The organism is Streptomyces venezuelae ATCC 10712 (genome assembly GCF_008639165.1).
Taxonomy (GTDB): Bacteria; Actinomycetota; Actinomycetes; order Streptomycetales; family Streptomycetaceae; genus Streptomyces; species Streptomyces venezuelae.
In genome coordinates this window covers 5,007,688-5,022,394 of record NZ_CP029197.1, presented here as the reverse complement: position 1 = coordinate 5,022,394, position 14,707 = coordinate 5,007,688, and the positions used below count along the sequence as shown (strand labels likewise).

Sequence of the window (14,707 nt, the reverse complement as noted above, 5' to 3'; positions counted from 1 at the left end):
CGGGCATGGATCTCGTCTTCCACGACGCGGAGGTCGTCGACGGCACCGGCGGCCCCTCCTACCGCGCCGACGTGGCGGTCGACGGCGGCCGGATCGCCGCGATCGTCAAGGAGGGCGCGGCGGCCGGCTGCCAGCGCCCCACCGCCCGCCGCGTCGTGGACGCCGAGGGCCTCGTCCTCTCCCCCGGCTTCATCGACATGCACGCCCACAGCGACCTCGCGCTGCTCCGCGACCCGGACCACAGCGCGAAGGCCGCGCAGGGCGTGACCCTCGAGGTCCTGGGCCAGGACGGTCTGTCGTACGCCCCGGTCGACGACCGCACCCTCGCCGAGGTGCGGAAGGCGATCACCGGCTGGAACGGCTCCGGCGACGACATCGACTTCGACTGGCGCACGGTCGGCGAGTACCTGGACCGCCTGGACCGGGGCATCGCCGTCAACGCCGCGTACCTGATCCCCCAGGGCACGGTCCGCATGTACGCGGTCGGCTGGGACGACCGCCCGGCGACGGAAGCCGAGCTCGACCACATGCGCCGCCTCGTCGCGGAGGGCATGGAGCAAGGGGCGGTCGGCATGTCCTCCGGCCTGACCTACACGCCGGGGATGTACGCGAAGGACGCCGAGCTCACGGAGCTGTGCAAGGTGGTGGCGGGGTACGGCGGCTACTACTGCCCCCACCACCGCTCGTACGGGGCGGGCGCCCTGGAGGCGTACCAGGAGATGGTGACGCTCACCCGGGAGGCCGGCTGCGCCCTCCACCTCGCCCACGCCACGATGAACTTCGGCGTCAACGAGGGCCGGGCGCCGGAGCTCCTCGCCCTCCTGGACGAGGCCCTGGACGGGGGCGCGGACATCAGCCTGGACACGTATCCGTACACCCCCGGCTGTACGACCCTGGTGGCCGTGCTGCCCAGCTGGGCGAGCGAGGGCGGCCCCGAGGCGGTGCTCGCGCGGCTGCGGGACGACGCGACGGCGGAGCGGATCCGGCACCACCTGGAGGTGATCGGCTCGGACGGCTGCCACGGGGTGCCGATGGACTGGGACACGATCGAGGTCTCGGGAGTGTCCGAGGCCGCGCTCACCGACTGGGTGGGGCGCCGGGTGGACGGCTGGGAGTCGGCCCGCCGGCTCCTCCTGGAGGACCGGCTCGGGACGACGATCCTGCAGCACGTGGGCCACGAGGAGAACGTCCGCACGATCATGCGGCACCGGGTGCACACGGGCGGCTCGGACGGCATCCTCCAGGGCCTGAAGCCGCATCCGCGCGCGTACGGCACGTTCCCCAGGTACCTGGGCCGGTACGTGCGCGAGCTCGGCGTCCTCTCCCTGGAGGAGTGCGTGGCGCACCTGACCTCCCGGCCGGCCGCCCGCCTCCGTCTCCCCGACCGGGGCGTGGTCCGCGAGGGCCACATCGCGGACCTGGTCCTCTTCGACCCGGAGACGGTCGGAGCGGGAGCCACGTACGAGTCCCCCCGCACCCTGCCGACGGGCATCCCGCACGTCCTGGTCAACGGCGAGTTCGTGGTGGAGGACGGCAAGCGGACGTCGGCCCTCGCGGGCAGGTCAGTCCGCCGCGCGCGCTAGCGCCCGGCGGCGCGCCGCCCCCTCGTCCCACGGCTCCCGCCGCAGCCACAGCAACCCCGCCGCCAGCACCACGCCCGCCGCCAGGAAGCCGTACCAGGGCGTCCGCCCGTCCAGCGCCGTCTCGTACCCGAGGGCCGCCGACAGCACGGCCAGCAGCTGCCCGGCCCGGCTCCGCCAGGCCGCGGCCGCGACCGCCGCCGTCCCCCACAGCAGGTACCAGGGCTGGACCATCGGGGACAGGGCGACGAGCGCGACCAGCGCGAGCCCGAGACCGAGGACCGGGTCGAGCAGCCCCTTCCAGGCCCGCCACGCCAGCACCAGGATGATCACCACGGCGGCCAGCAGCCCGAGATTCTGCACGAGCGCCTTGACGGGGTCGGGGTCGTCCGCGAGGAGCGACCCGACCGCCAGACCGAGATCACTGCTCACGGAGAGCGCCGTGTGGATCGTCCCGGCCACGCTCTGCGTGCGCAGCCACCCGAACCCGGTGCCCGCGAGCACCGTCGCCCCCGCCGCCACCGCCCCGGCCACGAGCCCCGGCAGCACGAGCCCCTTCACCAGGGACCGGACGTTCCCGCCGTCCCGCCGCGCGACCAGCACCCCGATGAAGAGCAGCGCGACCGCCGCCGGCGACTTGACCATCATCGCCAGGCCCACGAGGACACAGCCCAGCACCCACCGGCCCCGCACGGCGAGCAGCACGCCCGCCAGCATGAGCCCGATCATCAGTCCGTCGTTGTGCATGCCGCCGACGACGTGGATGAGCAGCAGCGGGTTGAGGGCGGCCAGCCACAGCGCCCCGCCCGGGCCCCCGGGACCGCCGCCGAGACCCCGGACGGCCCAGACGATCAGCGCGAGCGCGCCGAGCGCGATCAGCCGCATGCCGAGCACGGCGGGCACGATCTCGCCCTCGGTCAGCTTCACGACCAGCTGTGCCAGGACCAGGAAGGCGGGACCGTACGGCGCGGGCGTGTCGGTCCAGTGGCCGCCGACGCTCGCGGCCGCGTCCGCGCCGAGCTCGCCGGGTCCGAGGACGGAGGGCCCGCCGCCGTACACGTCGTGCCCTTCGAGGACCATGGCGCCCTGGGCGATGTAGCTGTAGACGTCCTTGCTGTACAGCGGCGGCGCGAGGAGCAGCGGCAGGGTCCAGCAGGCGAGGGTGGCGAGCACCCCGTCGCGCACGCCCCGGGCGAGCAGGACGCCGTACCGCCACCAGGCGGCGACGAGCAGGGTCAGGCCGAGGTACGCGAGGAGCGCGCCGGCCAGGGTGAGCGCGGAGCCGCGCGGCTCCCACAGCCCCCAGCCGCCGCGTACCGGCAGCGCCCCGGCCGCCCACCCGCCCACGGCGACGGCGAGCGACCCGGCAGCACCCAGCCACCGGCATCCGGAAGCACTGAAGACCCACATGACGGGCCAACCTATCCCGCCGGACGGAGGACCCCTATTTCGACGGTCCTCACCGGCGAAGACACGGGCCGGCGCGGCCCCGCAGGTGTCCGACGTGTCCCAAAACACGAGGCGTCCCGGCCGACCCGGCCGTAAGCTCTCGTCATGCAGGTGATCCAGTCCACGAAGCTCGCCAACGTCTGTTACGAAATCCGGGGTCCGGTGCTCGAAGAGGCGATGCGGCTCGAAGCCGCGGGTCACCGCATCCTCAAGCTCAACACGGGCAATCCGGCCGCGTTCGGCTTCGAGTGCCCGCCCGCCATCCTCGAGGACGTGCTGCGCAACCTCTCCGAGGCGCACGGCTACGGCGACGCGAAGGGGCTGCTCTCGGCCCGCCGCGCGGTGATGAGCCACTACGAGACCAAGGGCATTCCGCTCTCCGTCGAGGACATCTATCTCGGCAACGGCGTCTCGGAGCTGATCCAGATGTCGATGCAGGCGCTCCTCGACGACGGCGACGAGGTGCTCGTCCCGGCCCCGGACTATCCGCTGTGGACGGCGTCGGTCTCGCTCGCGGGCGGTACGGCCGTGCACTACCGCTGTGACGAGCAGGCGGACTGGATGCCGGACCTCGCGGACATCGAGCGGAAAATCACCGACCGTACCAAGGCGATCGTGATCATCAACCCGAACAATCCGACGGGCGCGGTCTACGACGACGAGATGCTGCGGCAGCTGACCGAGATCGCCCGCCGCCACAACCTGGTCGTCTGCTCGGACGAGATCTACGACAAGATCCTCTACGACGGCACCACGCACACCCCGACGGCCGCCGTCGCGCCCGACCTCCTGGTCCTCACGTTCAACGGGATGAGCAAGAACTACCGGGTGGCCGGTTTCCGCTCGGGCTGGCTCGCGGTCTGCGGCCCGAAGCACCACGCGTCCTCGTACATCGAGGGCCTGACGATCCTCGCGAACATGCGCCTCTGCGCGAACATGCCGGCGCAGCACGCGGTGGCCGCCGCCCTCCAGGGCCGGCAGTCGATCGAGGACCTCGTACTGCCGGGCGGGCGCCTACTGGAGCAGCGGGACACGGCGTACGAGCTGCTGACGCAGATCCCGGGCGTGACGTGCGTGAAGCCGAAGGGCGCGCTGTACCTGTTCCCACGCCTCGACCCGAACGTCTACAAGATCAAGGACGACCGGCAGATGGTCCTCGACCTGCTGCGGGCCGAGAAGATCATGGTGGTGCACGGGACGGGCTTCAACTGGCACGAGCCCGACCACTTCCGGATCGTCACACTGCCGGCGGCGGCGGACCTGGCGGACGCGGTGACCCGGATCGGCCGGTTCCTGGACGGCTACAGCCAGCCCTGACACCCCCGACCGGACCCCGCTCAACTTTAGACTGAATCTAAGCTAGGATGGCTCCAGAACACTCAGGAGGCCGTCCCATGTACGAACCGATCCGCACCAAGTCGGTCCACCGGATGGCCGACGACGCCCACGACGCGTACCCGCACCGCTCCCGCGAGGAAGAGCTGGACATCCAGCTCGCCGGACACCTCTCCGCCCTGCTCGCCGTCACCGACGAGCTCGGCGACACGGAGGCCGCCGAGCAGATCGCCCGGCAGGTGGCACGGCTGCGCGGCGCACCGCCCGCGCGGCACGCCGGTCTCACCGGCTCGCCCGCGCGGGACCTGCACCGCAGGGCCCACGCCCTCGCGGGCCGCGCCCTGGTCGTCGCCGCCTCCCGGGCCGACACGGCCGCCGCGATCCTCGCCGCCGGGCGCATGGACGCGCACACCGCGGCGCTGGCCGGGGAACCCACCCTGGCCGCGGCCGGCGCCCCCTGACGGCCCCGGTCCGCGCGGCACGAACCGCGCGGACCGGGCGCCACCCACCCGGCACACCCCTGAACCGCCGCCGGGCACCTCCCCCTCCGCCGGCGAACCGCCCGTGAAAATCCGGCGATACGGCAGTCCACGCTCCGGTTCGGTACCGGGATCGGCCCTTCACCCCCCGTCCACCCGACTCCCCCTGGAATGTGGGTTTCCGCGAGCACGCTGCCCGCGTGAGACGCATCCTGGGAATCGTCCTCGCCGTCCTCCTCCTCGGCGGCGTGGCCGCCGTCCTCCTGACGGGCGGCGACAAGGACACGGGCACGGCAACGAAGACCGTGCGAGGAGTCATCGGGTCGGAGAAGGCGGAGTTCTTCGCCGACCCCCAGGTGGTGAAGGCCCTGGCCACGAAGGGTTTCACCGTGGGCACCGAGACCTCCGGGTCCTGGGACATGGAGGAACTGCCCCTCGACGGTTACGACTTCGCCTTCCCGTCCTCCAAGGCCCCGGCCGACGGGCTGCGCGCGAAGACGAAGAACGCCAAGGCCACGACCGCACCCCTGCGGCCCTTCTACTCGCCGCTGGTCGTCGTCGCGCACAGCGCCGCCGCCCAGGTCCTCGCCGGGAACGGCCTGGCGACCCTCGGCCCGCGCGGCACCAGCGGCACCCTGAAGATGGACGCCTACCTCGCGGCGGCCCGCGCCGACCGGACCTGGCAGCAGCTCAAGGGCTCCGCCGGGCACGCCGAGCTCAGCGGCACCGTCTTCATCACCTCCACCGACCCGGTCGCCTCCAACTCGGGCGCCCTCTACCTCGCCGCCGCGAGCTACGTCGCCGACGGCGGAAGGGTCGCGAACGGCACGGAGGCCGTCACCCGCACGGCCCCGCTGCTGCGCAAGCTCGTCCAGGTGCAGGGCGCCCAGCAGTCCGGCTCCGACGCGCCCTTCCGGGACTTCATCAGCGGCGTCGGGAACCCGCTCGTCCTGGTGTACGAGTCCCAGGTCGCCGCCCAGCTGCTCGCCGGCCACCCGATGGGCGACCTCGTCGTCCTCTACCCGGACACCACGGTCAACAGCGACCACACGCTCGTCCCGCTCACCGAGAACGGCCGGGCGCTCGGCGAACTCCTCGCCACCGACCCGGAGTTGCGCGGGCTCGCGGTCCGCCACGGCTTCCGGCCGCAGGGCGCGGCGAGCGAGTTCACCACCGCGACCCAGAGCCACACCGCCTACCTCAACCAGACGCTGACCGGAGTCCGCCAGGCGCCCGTGCCCACCGGCAAGGTGCTGCACGAGATGGCCCTGCGGGCCCGCGACCAGGGGGAGTCCGCATGACCACGCCCGAGGACCCGAGAAGGACGATGTCGCTGACACCGCCCGAGCACGACACCCCGCTCGTACTCACCCCGCCCGAGCCCGTTCCGCCGGTCCGCGCCGAGCAGGCCTCGGGACTCGTACCGCTGGACGAGTCCGTCGTCGCGGAGATGTCCCGCAGGGCCGACGAGTACGTCGGCTCGCTCTCCGGCCTCGACCCGCGCTCCCCCGAGTTCGCGGGCCGCATCGGCGAGATCGCGGCACTGGGAGCGGGCGAGATGCGCTCCGCGGCCCAGCAGTCGAACCGCATGCTCGACCGCACGATCCGCTCGCTCGGCTCCGGCGGCTCCGGCGGACCGGGCGGTTCGGGCGGCTCCGGCTCCGACGCCCAGTCCCGCGTCGGCTCCTCCCTCGTCGAACTCCGGCGCACCGTCGAGGACCTGGACCCCCGGGACACCCCCGGCAAGGGCCTCAAGGGGCTGCTCTCGAAGCTGCCCGGCGGCAACAGGCTGCGCGACCACGTCGCCCGGTACGCCTCCTCGCAGGCCACGCTGAACCGGATCGTCGGCTCGCTGCGCGGCGGCCAGGACGAACTGCGCCGCGACAACGCCGCGTTGCAGACCGAACGGGCCCGGCTCTGGGAGACGATGGGCAAGCTCCAGGAGTACGCGGTGCTCACCGACGCCCTGGACGCCGCCGTGGAACAGCACATCGCCGCCACCCCCGACCCGGCCCAGGCGGACGCCCTCCGCGCCGACGTGCTCTTCCCGGTCCGGCAGAAGCACCAGGACCTGCTCACCCAACTCGCCGTCTGCGCCCAGGGATACCTGGCGATGGACGTCGTCCGCCGGAACAACGACGAGCTGATCAAGGGCGTGGACCGGGCGGCGACCACCACCGTCTCGGCGCTCCGGTTCGCGGTGATGCTCGCCTCCGCGCTGGAGAACCAGCGGAAGGTCACCGAGCAGGTGAACACCCTGCGCGCGACGACGGAGGACCTGATCCGGGGCAACGCCGAGATGCTCGCCGGGCAGGCGGGCGAGATCCAGCGGATCGCGGCCGATCCGGCCGTCGGCGCGGAGACCCTCCGCACGGCCTTCCAGCAGATCTACCGGACCCTCGACGCCATCGACACGTACAAGGCGCGGGCCACGGAGTCGATGGCGGCGACGGTCGAGTCGCTGACCGCCGAACTCCAGGAGGCCGGCGCCCACCTGGCCCGCAGCCGCCGCACCGGCGCCCTGGAAGGCGGCGGCCTCGCATGACGACGACCCGCACCCGCCCCCGCCGCTCCCTCTCCCGTACGGTCGCCGGGCTGGCCCTCGCGCTGCTCGTCACCGCCTGCTCCGGCGGGTCCGGGGACGGCGGCAGCGGCGGCGCCACCGGCCGGCCCGACCAGCGGGGCCAGGGAGCCGCCCCCGGCACCCTCCGGGTCCTCGCCTCCTCCGAGCTCGCCGACATGGCCCCGATCCTCGAAGAAGCCCGCAAGACCACCGGCGTCACCGTCCGGCCCACCTACACCGGCACCCTCGACGCCGTCGAACAGATCGCCTCCGGCACGGCGGAGAAGGAGTACGACGCGGTCTGGCTCTCCTCCAACGACTACCTCCGGCTCCGCCCCGACACCGCGAAGAAGATCACCGGCGAGACGCCGATCATGACCTCGCCGGTGGCCCTCGGCGTGCGCCCCGCGGCCGTCGCGCGGCTCGGCTGGGACCCGGCGAAGGTCACCTGGTCGCAGCTGCACCAGGCGGTCGCCGCCGGGAAGCTGACGTACGGGATGACCGACCCCAAGCGCTCCCACTCCGGTTTCTCCGCGCTGGTCTCGGTCGCCTCGGGCCTCTCCGGCGCCCAGTCCGCGCTCACCGCGCAGGACGTCGGCGAGGCCACCCCGCGGCTCAAGGAGTTCTTCACCGGCCAGAAGCTGACCTCGGGCTCCTCCGGCTGGCTCGCCACCGCCTACGCCCGCAGGACCGACGTCGACGCGCTCGTCAACTATGAGTCGGTGCTGCTGTCCACGCCCGGCGAGCTGACCGTGATCCGCCCCTCCGACGGCGTCGTCACCGCCGACTACCCGCTCACCCTGCTCACCGCCGCCCGCCCCGAGGCGAAGGCGGCGGCGGGCCGGCTCACCGCCTTCCTGCGCACCCCGGACGCCCAGCGGCAGATCACCGTGAAGACCCTGCGCCGCCCGGTCGTCCCCGGCGTCGACCCGGCCCCCGCGCTCGCCCGGGACCAGCGGCGCGAACTGCCCTTCCCCGGGGACCGGAAGGTGGCGGACGGACTGCTCGACGCCTACGACAACACCCTGCGCAGGCCCTCCCGGACGGTCTACGTGCTCGACACCTCAGGCTCCATGAACGGCGACCGGCTGGAACGCCTCAAGACGGCCCTCGTCGAGCTGACCGGCGACTTCCGGGACCGGGAGGAGGTCACCCTGATGCCCTTCGGTTCGGCGGTGAAGCGGGACGAGGTGCGGACGCACACGGTCGACCCGGCCTCACCGCGGCAGGCCCTCGACGCGATCAGGGCCGACGCCCGGAAGCTCACGGCCTCCGGCGGCACGGCGATCTACTCCAGCCTCCAGGAGGCGTACCGCTCGCTCGGGAAGTCGTCCGGCGACACGTTCACCTCGATCGTCCTGATGACGGACGGGGAGAACACCGACGGCGCCCCGGCCGCCGCGTTCGACTCCTTCTACGGCTCGCTGCCCGCCGGGCAGCAGCGCACCCCGGTCTTCCCGATCCTCTTCGGTGACTCGGACCGCGCCGAGCTCGGCCATCTCGCGGACCTGACCGGGGGCAAGCTCTTCGACGCCCACCAGGGTTCGCTGGACGGCGCCTTCGAGGAGATCCGTGGCTACCAGTGACCGTCTCCTCGGGTACGCCGGCTCCCGCAAGAACCTCACCGGCTGCGTCTGCGGCCTGGCCGGTGTCGGCGTCACCCTGACCGGGGCGGCGGGTGCGCTCTGGCCGCTGGTCGTCGCGGGGCTCTACGCGGCGGGGGCGCTGATCGCCCCGCCGGAGCGCCCGGACACCCCGGAGTTCGCCGAGGAGGGCGACCGGCTCGACGGCGTACGGGCCGACTTCGCGACCCTGCGCGCCTATCTGGCGGAGGTGGAGCTGCCGGAGCCCGCGCGGCGGGCCGTCACCGCGCTGGAGACCCTGGTCGAGGCGCTGCTCGCACCGGGCTGGGTGACCGACCCCGAGCAGCTGCACGTGCTGGCCCGCGCGGTGCGGCAGGACGTCCCGGAGGCGGTCGACGCCTTCGTACGGACGCGGTGGTGGGAGCGGTTCGCGCCGGGGGCGGAACCGCCGGAGAGTCATCTGGAGCGTCAGCTGGCCGCACTGCACGGGGAGTTGACGGGGATCGCCGCCGCGCTGCGGGACAGCGAGGCGATCCGGCAGCAGATCCACACCCGGTACGTGGAGGAGCGGGGCGACTGAGCGCGGACGTGCGCCGGCCCCCGGGGCCTGAGGGGGCTCCGGGGGCCGGTTGCGTCGTGATGGACCGTCGTGACCCCACTGGTCAGGGCGGTGTTTCGGGGCAGCCCACCACGAGTTTCGGGGGGACTAGCCGAGGCGCTCCACGAGCGCGTGGTACTCGTCCCACAGCTCCTTCGGCGTGTGGTCGCCGAAGGTGTTCAGGTGGTCGGGGACGAGGGCGGCCTCTTCGCGCCACACGTCACGGTCGACCTTGAGGAGGAACTCCAGGTCCTCGGCCGGCAGGTCGAGGCCGTCGGTGTCGAGGGACTCCGGGGTCGGCAGGATGCCGATCGGGGTCTCGACGCCCTCGGCCTTGCCCTCGAGGCGCTCGACGATCCACTTGAGGACGCGGCTGTTCTCGCCGAAGCCGGGCCAGACGAACTTGCCGGCGTCGTTCTTGCGGAACCAGTTCACGTAGTAGATCTTCGGCAGCTTGGCCGCGTCGGCGGTGGCGCCCACCTTGACCCAGTGGGCCATGTAGTCGCCCATGTTGTAGCCGCAGAACGGCAGCATGGCGAAGGGGTCGCGGCGCAGCTCGCCGACCTTGCCCTCGGCGGCGGCGGTCTTCTCGGAGGCGACGTTCGCGCCGAGGAAGACGCCGTGGTTCCAGTCGAAGGACTCGGTGACCAGCGGGACGGCGGAGGCGCGGCGGCCGCCGAAGAGGATCGCCGAGATCGGGACGCCCTTGGTGTCCTCCCACTCGGGGGCGATCGTCGGACACTGCCCGGCCGGGACGGTGAAGCGGGCGTTCGGGTGGGCGGCCGGGGTCTCGGACTCCGGCGTCCAGTCGTTGCCCTTCCAGTCCGTGAGGTGGGCGGGGGCCGTCTCGGTCATCCCCTCCCACCAGACGTCGTTGTCGTCGGTGAGGGCGACGTTGGTGAAGACGGAGTTGCCCCAGAGGGTCTTCATGGCGTTGGCGTTGGTGTGCTCGCCGGTGCCGGGCGCGACGCCGAAGAAGCCGGCCTCGGGGTTGATCGCGTAGAGGCGACCGTCCTCGCCGAAGCGCATCCAGGCGATGTCGTCGCCGATGGTCTCGACGGTCCAGCCGGAGATCGTGGGCTCCAGCATGGCCAGGTTGGTCTTGCCGCAGGCGGACGGGAAGGCCGCGGCGACGTACTTGGCCTCGCCCTGCGGCGGGGTGAGCTTGAGGATCAGCATGTGCTCGGCGAGCCAGCCCTCGTCACGCGCCATGACGGAGGCGATGCGGAGCGCGTAGCACTTCTTGCCGAGCAGGGCGTTGCCGCCGTAGCCGGAACCGTACGACCAGATCTCGCGGCTCTCGGGGAAGTGCGAGATGTACTTGGTGGAGTTGCACGGCCACGGCACGTCCTCCTGGCCCTCCTCGAGGGGGGCGCCGAGGGTGTGGACGGCCTTGACGAAGAAGCCGTCGGTGCCGAGCTCGTCGAGGACGGGCTGGCCCATGCGGGTCATGGTGCGCATGGAGACGGCGACGTACGCGGAGTCCGTGATCTCGACGCCGATGGCGGAGAGCGGGGAGCCGACGGGGCCCATGCAGAAGGGCACGACGTACATGGTGCGGCCGCGCATGGAGCCGCGGAAGATGCCCTTCTCGCCCGCGAAGATCTCCTTCATCTCCGCCGGGGCCTTCCAGTGGTTGGTCGGGCCCGCGTCCTCCTCCTTCTCGGAGCAGATGAAGGTCCGGTCCTCGACGCGCGCGACGTCGGTCGGGTCGGAGGCGGCGTAGTACGAGTTCGGGCGCTTCACCGGGTCGAGCTTCGTGAAGGTGCCCTTGGCGACGAGCTCCTCGCACAGGCGCTCGTACTCGGCCTCGGAGCCGTCGCACCAGACGATGTTGTCCGGCTGGGTGATCTCCGCGATGTCGCTCACCCAGGAGAGGAGCTCCTGCTGCTGGGTCGGAAGGTTCTGGGGAGCCGCGTTGTCGCGCGCCACGATTGCTCCTTGTAGAGGGGTTTTTTGGTGTGTGCCCCGTGGGGGCCGCGACCCGGATGCTTCGTAGCTGCTCATCCGGTGCCGACCGCACTCATTTGATCATCCGATGGATCCGCCCATATGTCCAGGGGTGTGCACACGTGAGCATCGCCACTCATATCCGAGACCTACGGGCCCGTAGGTACGATTCCGTTCCATGACTGCAGCCACGCCGGAAGTGACCCCGATCGAGCCGAACGTGGTCGGCGAACCCCCTGCACTCCCGCTGAAGCCCCGCCTCAGAGGATGGCTGCACGCGGGCATGTTCCCCGCCGTGATCGTCGCGGGCCTCGTCCTCGTCGCCCTCTCCGACTCCCCCCGCGCCCGCGTCGCCTGCGGGATCTACGCCCTCACCGCCTGCCTGCTCTTCGGCATCAGCGCGCTGTACCACCGCGGCAACTGGGGCCCGCGCGGCGAGGCCGTCCTGCGGCGCCTCGACCACGCCAACATCTTCCTGATCATCGCGGGCACCTACACCCCGCTGACCCTGCTGCTGCTCCCCGACTCGACGGCCAAGCCGCTCATGTGGGCGGTCTGGGCGGCGGCCGCCGCCGGCATCGCCTTCCGGGTCTTCTGGGTCGGCGCCCCTCGCTGGCTGTACACGCCCTGCTACATCGCGATGGGCTGGGCCGCCGTCTTCTTCCTCCCCGACTTCATGCGCGCGGGCGGCATCGCCGTCCTCGTCCTGGTGATCGTCGGCGGACTGCTCTACAGCGCGGGCGGCGTCATCTACGGCATCAAGCGCCCGAACCCCTCACCGCGCTGGTTCGGCTTCCACGAGGTCTTCCACTCGCTGACCCTGGCCGCGTTCATCGTCCACTACGTCGGCATCTCGCTGGTCGCCTACCAGCACGCCTGACCGGGCCGTCGCCGGCCCGTGCTCACGGGCCGGCCGGCCCGCCCAGCGCCTTCCTGACCACCCGCGCCGACTCGGGATTGTCGGCGCACCCCCACACCCCGTGCGGGCAGTAGTCGGTGACGGTCTGGTACACCGGCCGGTGGGCCGCGAACCAGTCGAGCATCCCCCGCACGTACGCCGGGTTGTCGCCGTTCCTGAAGAGCCCCCACTCCGGATACGAGACCGGCTTGCCGTGCGCCGCCGCGAACCGCACGTGGTGCTCCAGGCCGTACTCCTCGGCCACCTGGTCCTCGAAGGAGAGCCCCGCCGGCTGGTCGTACGCGTCCATCCCGATGATGTCGACGACGTCGTCCCCCGGATAGCAGCGCGGCCACTCCACCGCGTCCCGCCCCCGGCTCGGCGTGAAGTCGAAGCGGAACCGCTGCCCCGCCACCCCCCGCAGCACCCCCACCACCCGGCGCCAGTACGCCTTCCAGGCCGCCGGGTCCGGCCCGCAGCGATGGCTGTACGTGGTGCCGTTCATCTCCCAGCCCAGCACCAGGACCGCGTCCCCGAGCCCGTGCTCCACCAGCCGCTCCCCCAGCGCCAGGAAGTGCCGGTCGAAGGCCCCGGCCGCCCCGCTCCTGAGCCCCGCCCGCACCTCGGCGTCCGGCAGCCCCGCCTCGCTGCGGTCCATCAGCGGCACGTTGAGCACGAACAGCCGCCCCGGCCGCGCCGCCTTCCAGCGCGCCCAGGGATCGAAGAGCGCCGGGTGTCCCTCGATGTTGGACCAGCGGTCGCCCGGCAGATAGGTGTGGCCGACGGTCAGGGAGTCACCGCCGAGCCACCGCTGCGCCTGCGCGATCCTGCGCACCCCGGCCTCGTCGGAGCCGGTGAAGAAACCGGACGGCACCCCGGGCAGCGGCTCCGGGTCCGGTTCGGGCGCGGCCCGGTTCCCGCCGTGCCGGTCGCCGGGGGCGATCCGGTCGTACGGCAGCAGGAGCACGAGAACGGCCGCGAGCAGCACGGTGAGTGCGGCCCGCGGCCAGGTGAGGTGGCGGTTCACGTCAGCTCGTCCAGAATTCCCACCAGCGGGTCAGGATCAGCATCCCGATGATCCCGATGTGCAGGACGGGGAGGGCGAAGGTGAACTCGCCGAGGAAGGTCCGCACCCCCGCCGGGGCGGGGATCACACCGTGGCGGACGTTGTGCGCGGTGACGTACCAGAACATGACGATGGTGGCGACCCAGGCCAGGCAGCACCACAGGCAGAGCGAGTTGATCTCGTACAGCGACTGGTACATCAGCCAGGTGCAGAAACCCACGCCGAAGAGCATCCCGGCGTTGAGGCCGAGCCAGAGCCAGCCCCGGTAGCGCGCCCCGGCGAGGAGCCCGGCACCGACGGCGACGACGACGGCGTACGTGACGAGCCCGAGCATCGGGTTGGGGAAACCGAAGACCCCCGCCTGCTCGCTCTTCATGATGTTGCCGCAGGAGACGACCGGGTTCAGGCTGCACCCGGGCTGGAAGCCGGGGTCCTCCAGGAGCTTGAACTTGTCGATCGTGATCACCCAGCCGGACAGCACACCCGCCGCCCCGGTGATCATCAGCAGCCAGGCGAACGCCCGGCCGCCGCCGATCGTCCCGACGCGCTCCGCCGGCGACTCCTCCTCCTGCCGCTGACCCGGCACCCCGCCCCGTACGTTCAGCGTCGCCATGGCGACCCCCTTCCCGCTCAGCCCTGCAGGCGCCGGACCGGCATCATGATGTGGGCGCTCTCCTTGAGCATCTCCTCGTCGGAGACGAAGGCCCGCAGCCCGGCCTCGTCGACCGGCTGCCCCGGGACCGCGTCGGGCCACGGCCGCACGGAGCAGATCAGGTAGACCTGTCCGCTCTCGCGAGCCGCCGCCTGCCACTCGTCGGGCACCGGGCACTGCACCTTCAGGAAGGGCAGGTTGAGGACGACGGAGCCGCCCTCGACGAGCAGGGAGGCGTTGATCCCGGCGTCCTTGTCCAGGTCGAAGAGCCGGTCGCCGACGGAGACGCCCATGCTCTCCAGAGCCGTCCGCATGGCCTGCTGACCGGCCTCCGGCCCGTCCCGGCCGTCGCCGAGCGAGTACACCATCAGAAAGGGCGTACCCGCCGAATCGGCGGAGGGCTCGCTGGACCACGGAATCACCGTGAGAGTTCCCAGCGGAGAGGCGCTGCGCGCCGAGGAAACGACGTTGGAAGTGGTCATGAATCCGGATGCTAGGGGCCAACCACCCTCTCCCCGCACCGTTTTCACCCGAACGGCCGACATTCACGCCGC

General features: G+C 72.1%; 13 protein-coding genes. 8 read left to right on the top strand and 5 right to left on the bottom strand.

The window, feature by feature from the left end; translation table 11 throughout:
* Window positions 1-5 precede the first annotated feature (5 nt).
* Complete coding sequence (locus DEJ43_RS23370) at window positions 6-1,583, top strand: N-acyl-D-amino-acid deacylase family protein (protein ID WP_015035853.1); 1,578 nt, start codon at window positions 6-8, stop codon at window positions 1,581-1,583.
* Here DEJ43_RS23370 and mptB read toward each other — a convergent pair.
* Complete coding sequence (gene mptB, locus DEJ43_RS23365; RefSeq protein WP_015035852.1) at window positions 1,563-2,990, bottom strand: polyprenol phosphomannose-dependent alpha 1,6 mannosyltransferase MptB; 1,428 nt, start codon at window positions 2,988-2,990, stop codon at window positions 1,563-1,565. The two genes, DEJ43_RS23370 and mptB, sit on opposite strands and share 21 nt — an antisense overlap.
* Window positions 2,991-3,134: 144 nt before the next feature.
* Here mptB and DEJ43_RS23360 point away from each other — a divergent pair, with 144 nt between their 5' ends.
* The 6 genes from DEJ43_RS23360 to DEJ43_RS23335 all read left to right on the top strand — a co-directional run bounded on the left by DEJ43_RS23360 (window position 3,135) and on the right by DEJ43_RS23335 (window position 9,569).
* Window positions 3,135-4,346 carry a pyridoxal phosphate-dependent aminotransferase gene (locus tag DEJ43_RS23360; RefSeq protein ID WP_015035851.1) on the top strand — a complete coding sequence of 404 codons (1,212 nt, stop codon included), beginning with the start codon at window positions 3,135-3,137 and terminating at the stop codon, window positions 4,344-4,346.
* A gap of 77 nt (window positions 4,347-4,423) precedes the next feature.
* Complete coding sequence (locus tag DEJ43_RS23355) at window positions 4,424-4,825, top strand: SCO4983 family protein (RefSeq protein ID WP_015035850.1); 402 nt, start codon at window positions 4,424-4,426, stop codon at window positions 4,823-4,825.
* A 191-nt stretch (window positions 4,826-5,016) separates the two neighbouring features.
* Window positions 5,017-6,144 carry a hypothetical protein gene (locus DEJ43_RS23350; protein ID WP_015035849.1) on the top strand — a complete coding sequence of 376 codons (1,128 nt, stop codon included), beginning with the start codon at window positions 5,017-5,019 and terminating at the stop codon, window positions 6,142-6,144.
* Entirely contained in the window at window positions 6,141-7,388 is a 1,248-nt protein-coding gene (locus DEJ43_RS23345; RefSeq protein ID WP_015035848.1) for a toxic anion resistance protein, read from the top strand. Before DEJ43_RS23350 ends, DEJ43_RS23345 begins: the two co-directional genes overlap by 4 nt.
* Window positions 7,385-8,992 (top strand): vWA domain-containing protein, encoded by a 1,608-nt coding sequence (locus DEJ43_RS23340; RefSeq protein ID WP_015035847.1) that lies wholly within the window; start codon window positions 7,385-7,387, stop codon window positions 8,990-8,992. Before DEJ43_RS23345 ends, DEJ43_RS23340 begins: the two co-directional genes overlap by 4 nt.
* Complete coding sequence (locus tag DEJ43_RS23335) at window positions 8,979-9,569, top strand: hypothetical protein (protein WP_015035846.1); 591 nt, start codon at window positions 8,979-8,981, stop codon at window positions 9,567-9,569. The genes DEJ43_RS23340 and DEJ43_RS23335 overlap by 14 nt, the downstream gene beginning before the upstream one ends.
* 126 nt (window positions 9,570-9,695) lie before the next feature.
* On the opposite strand, the gene DEJ43_RS23330 is transcribed toward DEJ43_RS23335, so the two are convergent.
* Window positions 9,696-11,519 (bottom strand): phosphoenolpyruvate carboxykinase (GTP), encoded by a 1,824-nt coding sequence (locus tag DEJ43_RS23330; protein ID WP_015035845.1) that lies wholly within the window; start codon window positions 11,517-11,519, stop codon window positions 9,696-9,698.
* Window positions 11,520-11,715: 196 nt separating this feature from the next.
* On the opposite strand from DEJ43_RS23330, the gene trhA reads away from it, so the two are divergent.
* On the top strand, window positions 11,716-12,417 hold the full coding sequence (gene trhA / locus DEJ43_RS23325) for a PAQR family membrane homeostasis protein TrhA (RefSeq protein ID WP_015035844.1): 702 nt from the start codon (window positions 11,716-11,718) through the stop codon (window positions 12,415-12,417).
* A gap of 22 nt (window positions 12,418-12,439) precedes the next feature.
* On the opposite strand, the gene DEJ43_RS23320 is transcribed toward trhA, so the two are convergent.
* Genes DEJ43_RS23320 through DEJ43_RS23310 form a run of 3 tightly spaced genes read right to left on the bottom strand, consistent with a single transcriptional unit; the run spans window position 12,440 to window position 14,635 of the window.
* Window positions 12,440-13,462, bottom strand: coding sequence for a glycoside hydrolase family 26 protein (locus tag DEJ43_RS23320; protein ID WP_015035843.1), 1,023 nt, complete (start codon window positions 13,460-13,462; stop codon window positions 12,440-12,442).
* Between the two features lies 1 nt (window position 13,463).
* Window positions 13,464-14,114, bottom strand: a complete 651-nt coding sequence (locus tag DEJ43_RS23315) for a vitamin K epoxide reductase family protein (protein WP_015035842.1) — start codon at window positions 14,112-14,114, stop codon at window positions 13,464-13,466.
* Between the two features lie 17 nt (window positions 14,115-14,131).
* Window positions 14,132-14,635, bottom strand: a complete 504-nt coding sequence (locus DEJ43_RS23310) for a DUF5949 family protein (RefSeq protein ID WP_069202170.1) — start codon at window positions 14,633-14,635, stop codon at window positions 14,132-14,134.
* Window positions 14,636-14,707: the final 72 nt, after the last annotated feature.

Coding starts and splice junctions, on each gene's coding strand:
- DEJ43_RS23310 (WP_069202170.1), bottom strand. CDS start 14,635: ATGACCACTTCCAACGTCGTTTCCTCGGCGCGCAGCGCCTCTCCGCTG.
- DEJ43_RS23360 (WP_015035851.1), top strand. CDS start 3,135: ATGCAGGTGATCCAGTCCACGAAGCTCGCCAACGTCTGTTACGAAATC.
- trhA (WP_015035844.1), top strand. CDS start 11,716: ATGACTGCAGCCACGCCGGAAGTGACCCCGATCGAGCCGAACGTGGTC.
- mptB (WP_015035852.1), bottom strand. CDS start 2,990: ATGTGGGTCTTCAGTGCTTCCGGATGCCGGTGGCTGGGTGCTGCCGGG.
- DEJ43_RS23315 (WP_015035842.1), bottom strand. CDS start 14,114: ATGGCGACGCTGAACGTACGGGGCGGGGTGCCGGGTCAGCGGCAGGAG.
- DEJ43_RS23370 (WP_015035853.1), top strand. CDS start 6: ATGGATCTCGTCTTCCACGACGCGGAGGTCGTCGACGGCACCGGCGGC.
- DEJ43_RS23340 (WP_015035847.1), top strand. CDS start 7,385: ATGACGACGACCCGCACCCGCCCCCGCCGCTCCCTCTCCCGTACGGTC.
- DEJ43_RS23345 (WP_015035848.1), top strand. CDS start 6,141: ATGACCACGCCCGAGGACCCGAGAAGGACGATGTCGCTGACACCGCCC.
- DEJ43_RS23355 (WP_015035850.1), top strand. CDS start 4,424: ATGTACGAACCGATCCGCACCAAGTCGGTCCACCGGATGGCCGACGAC.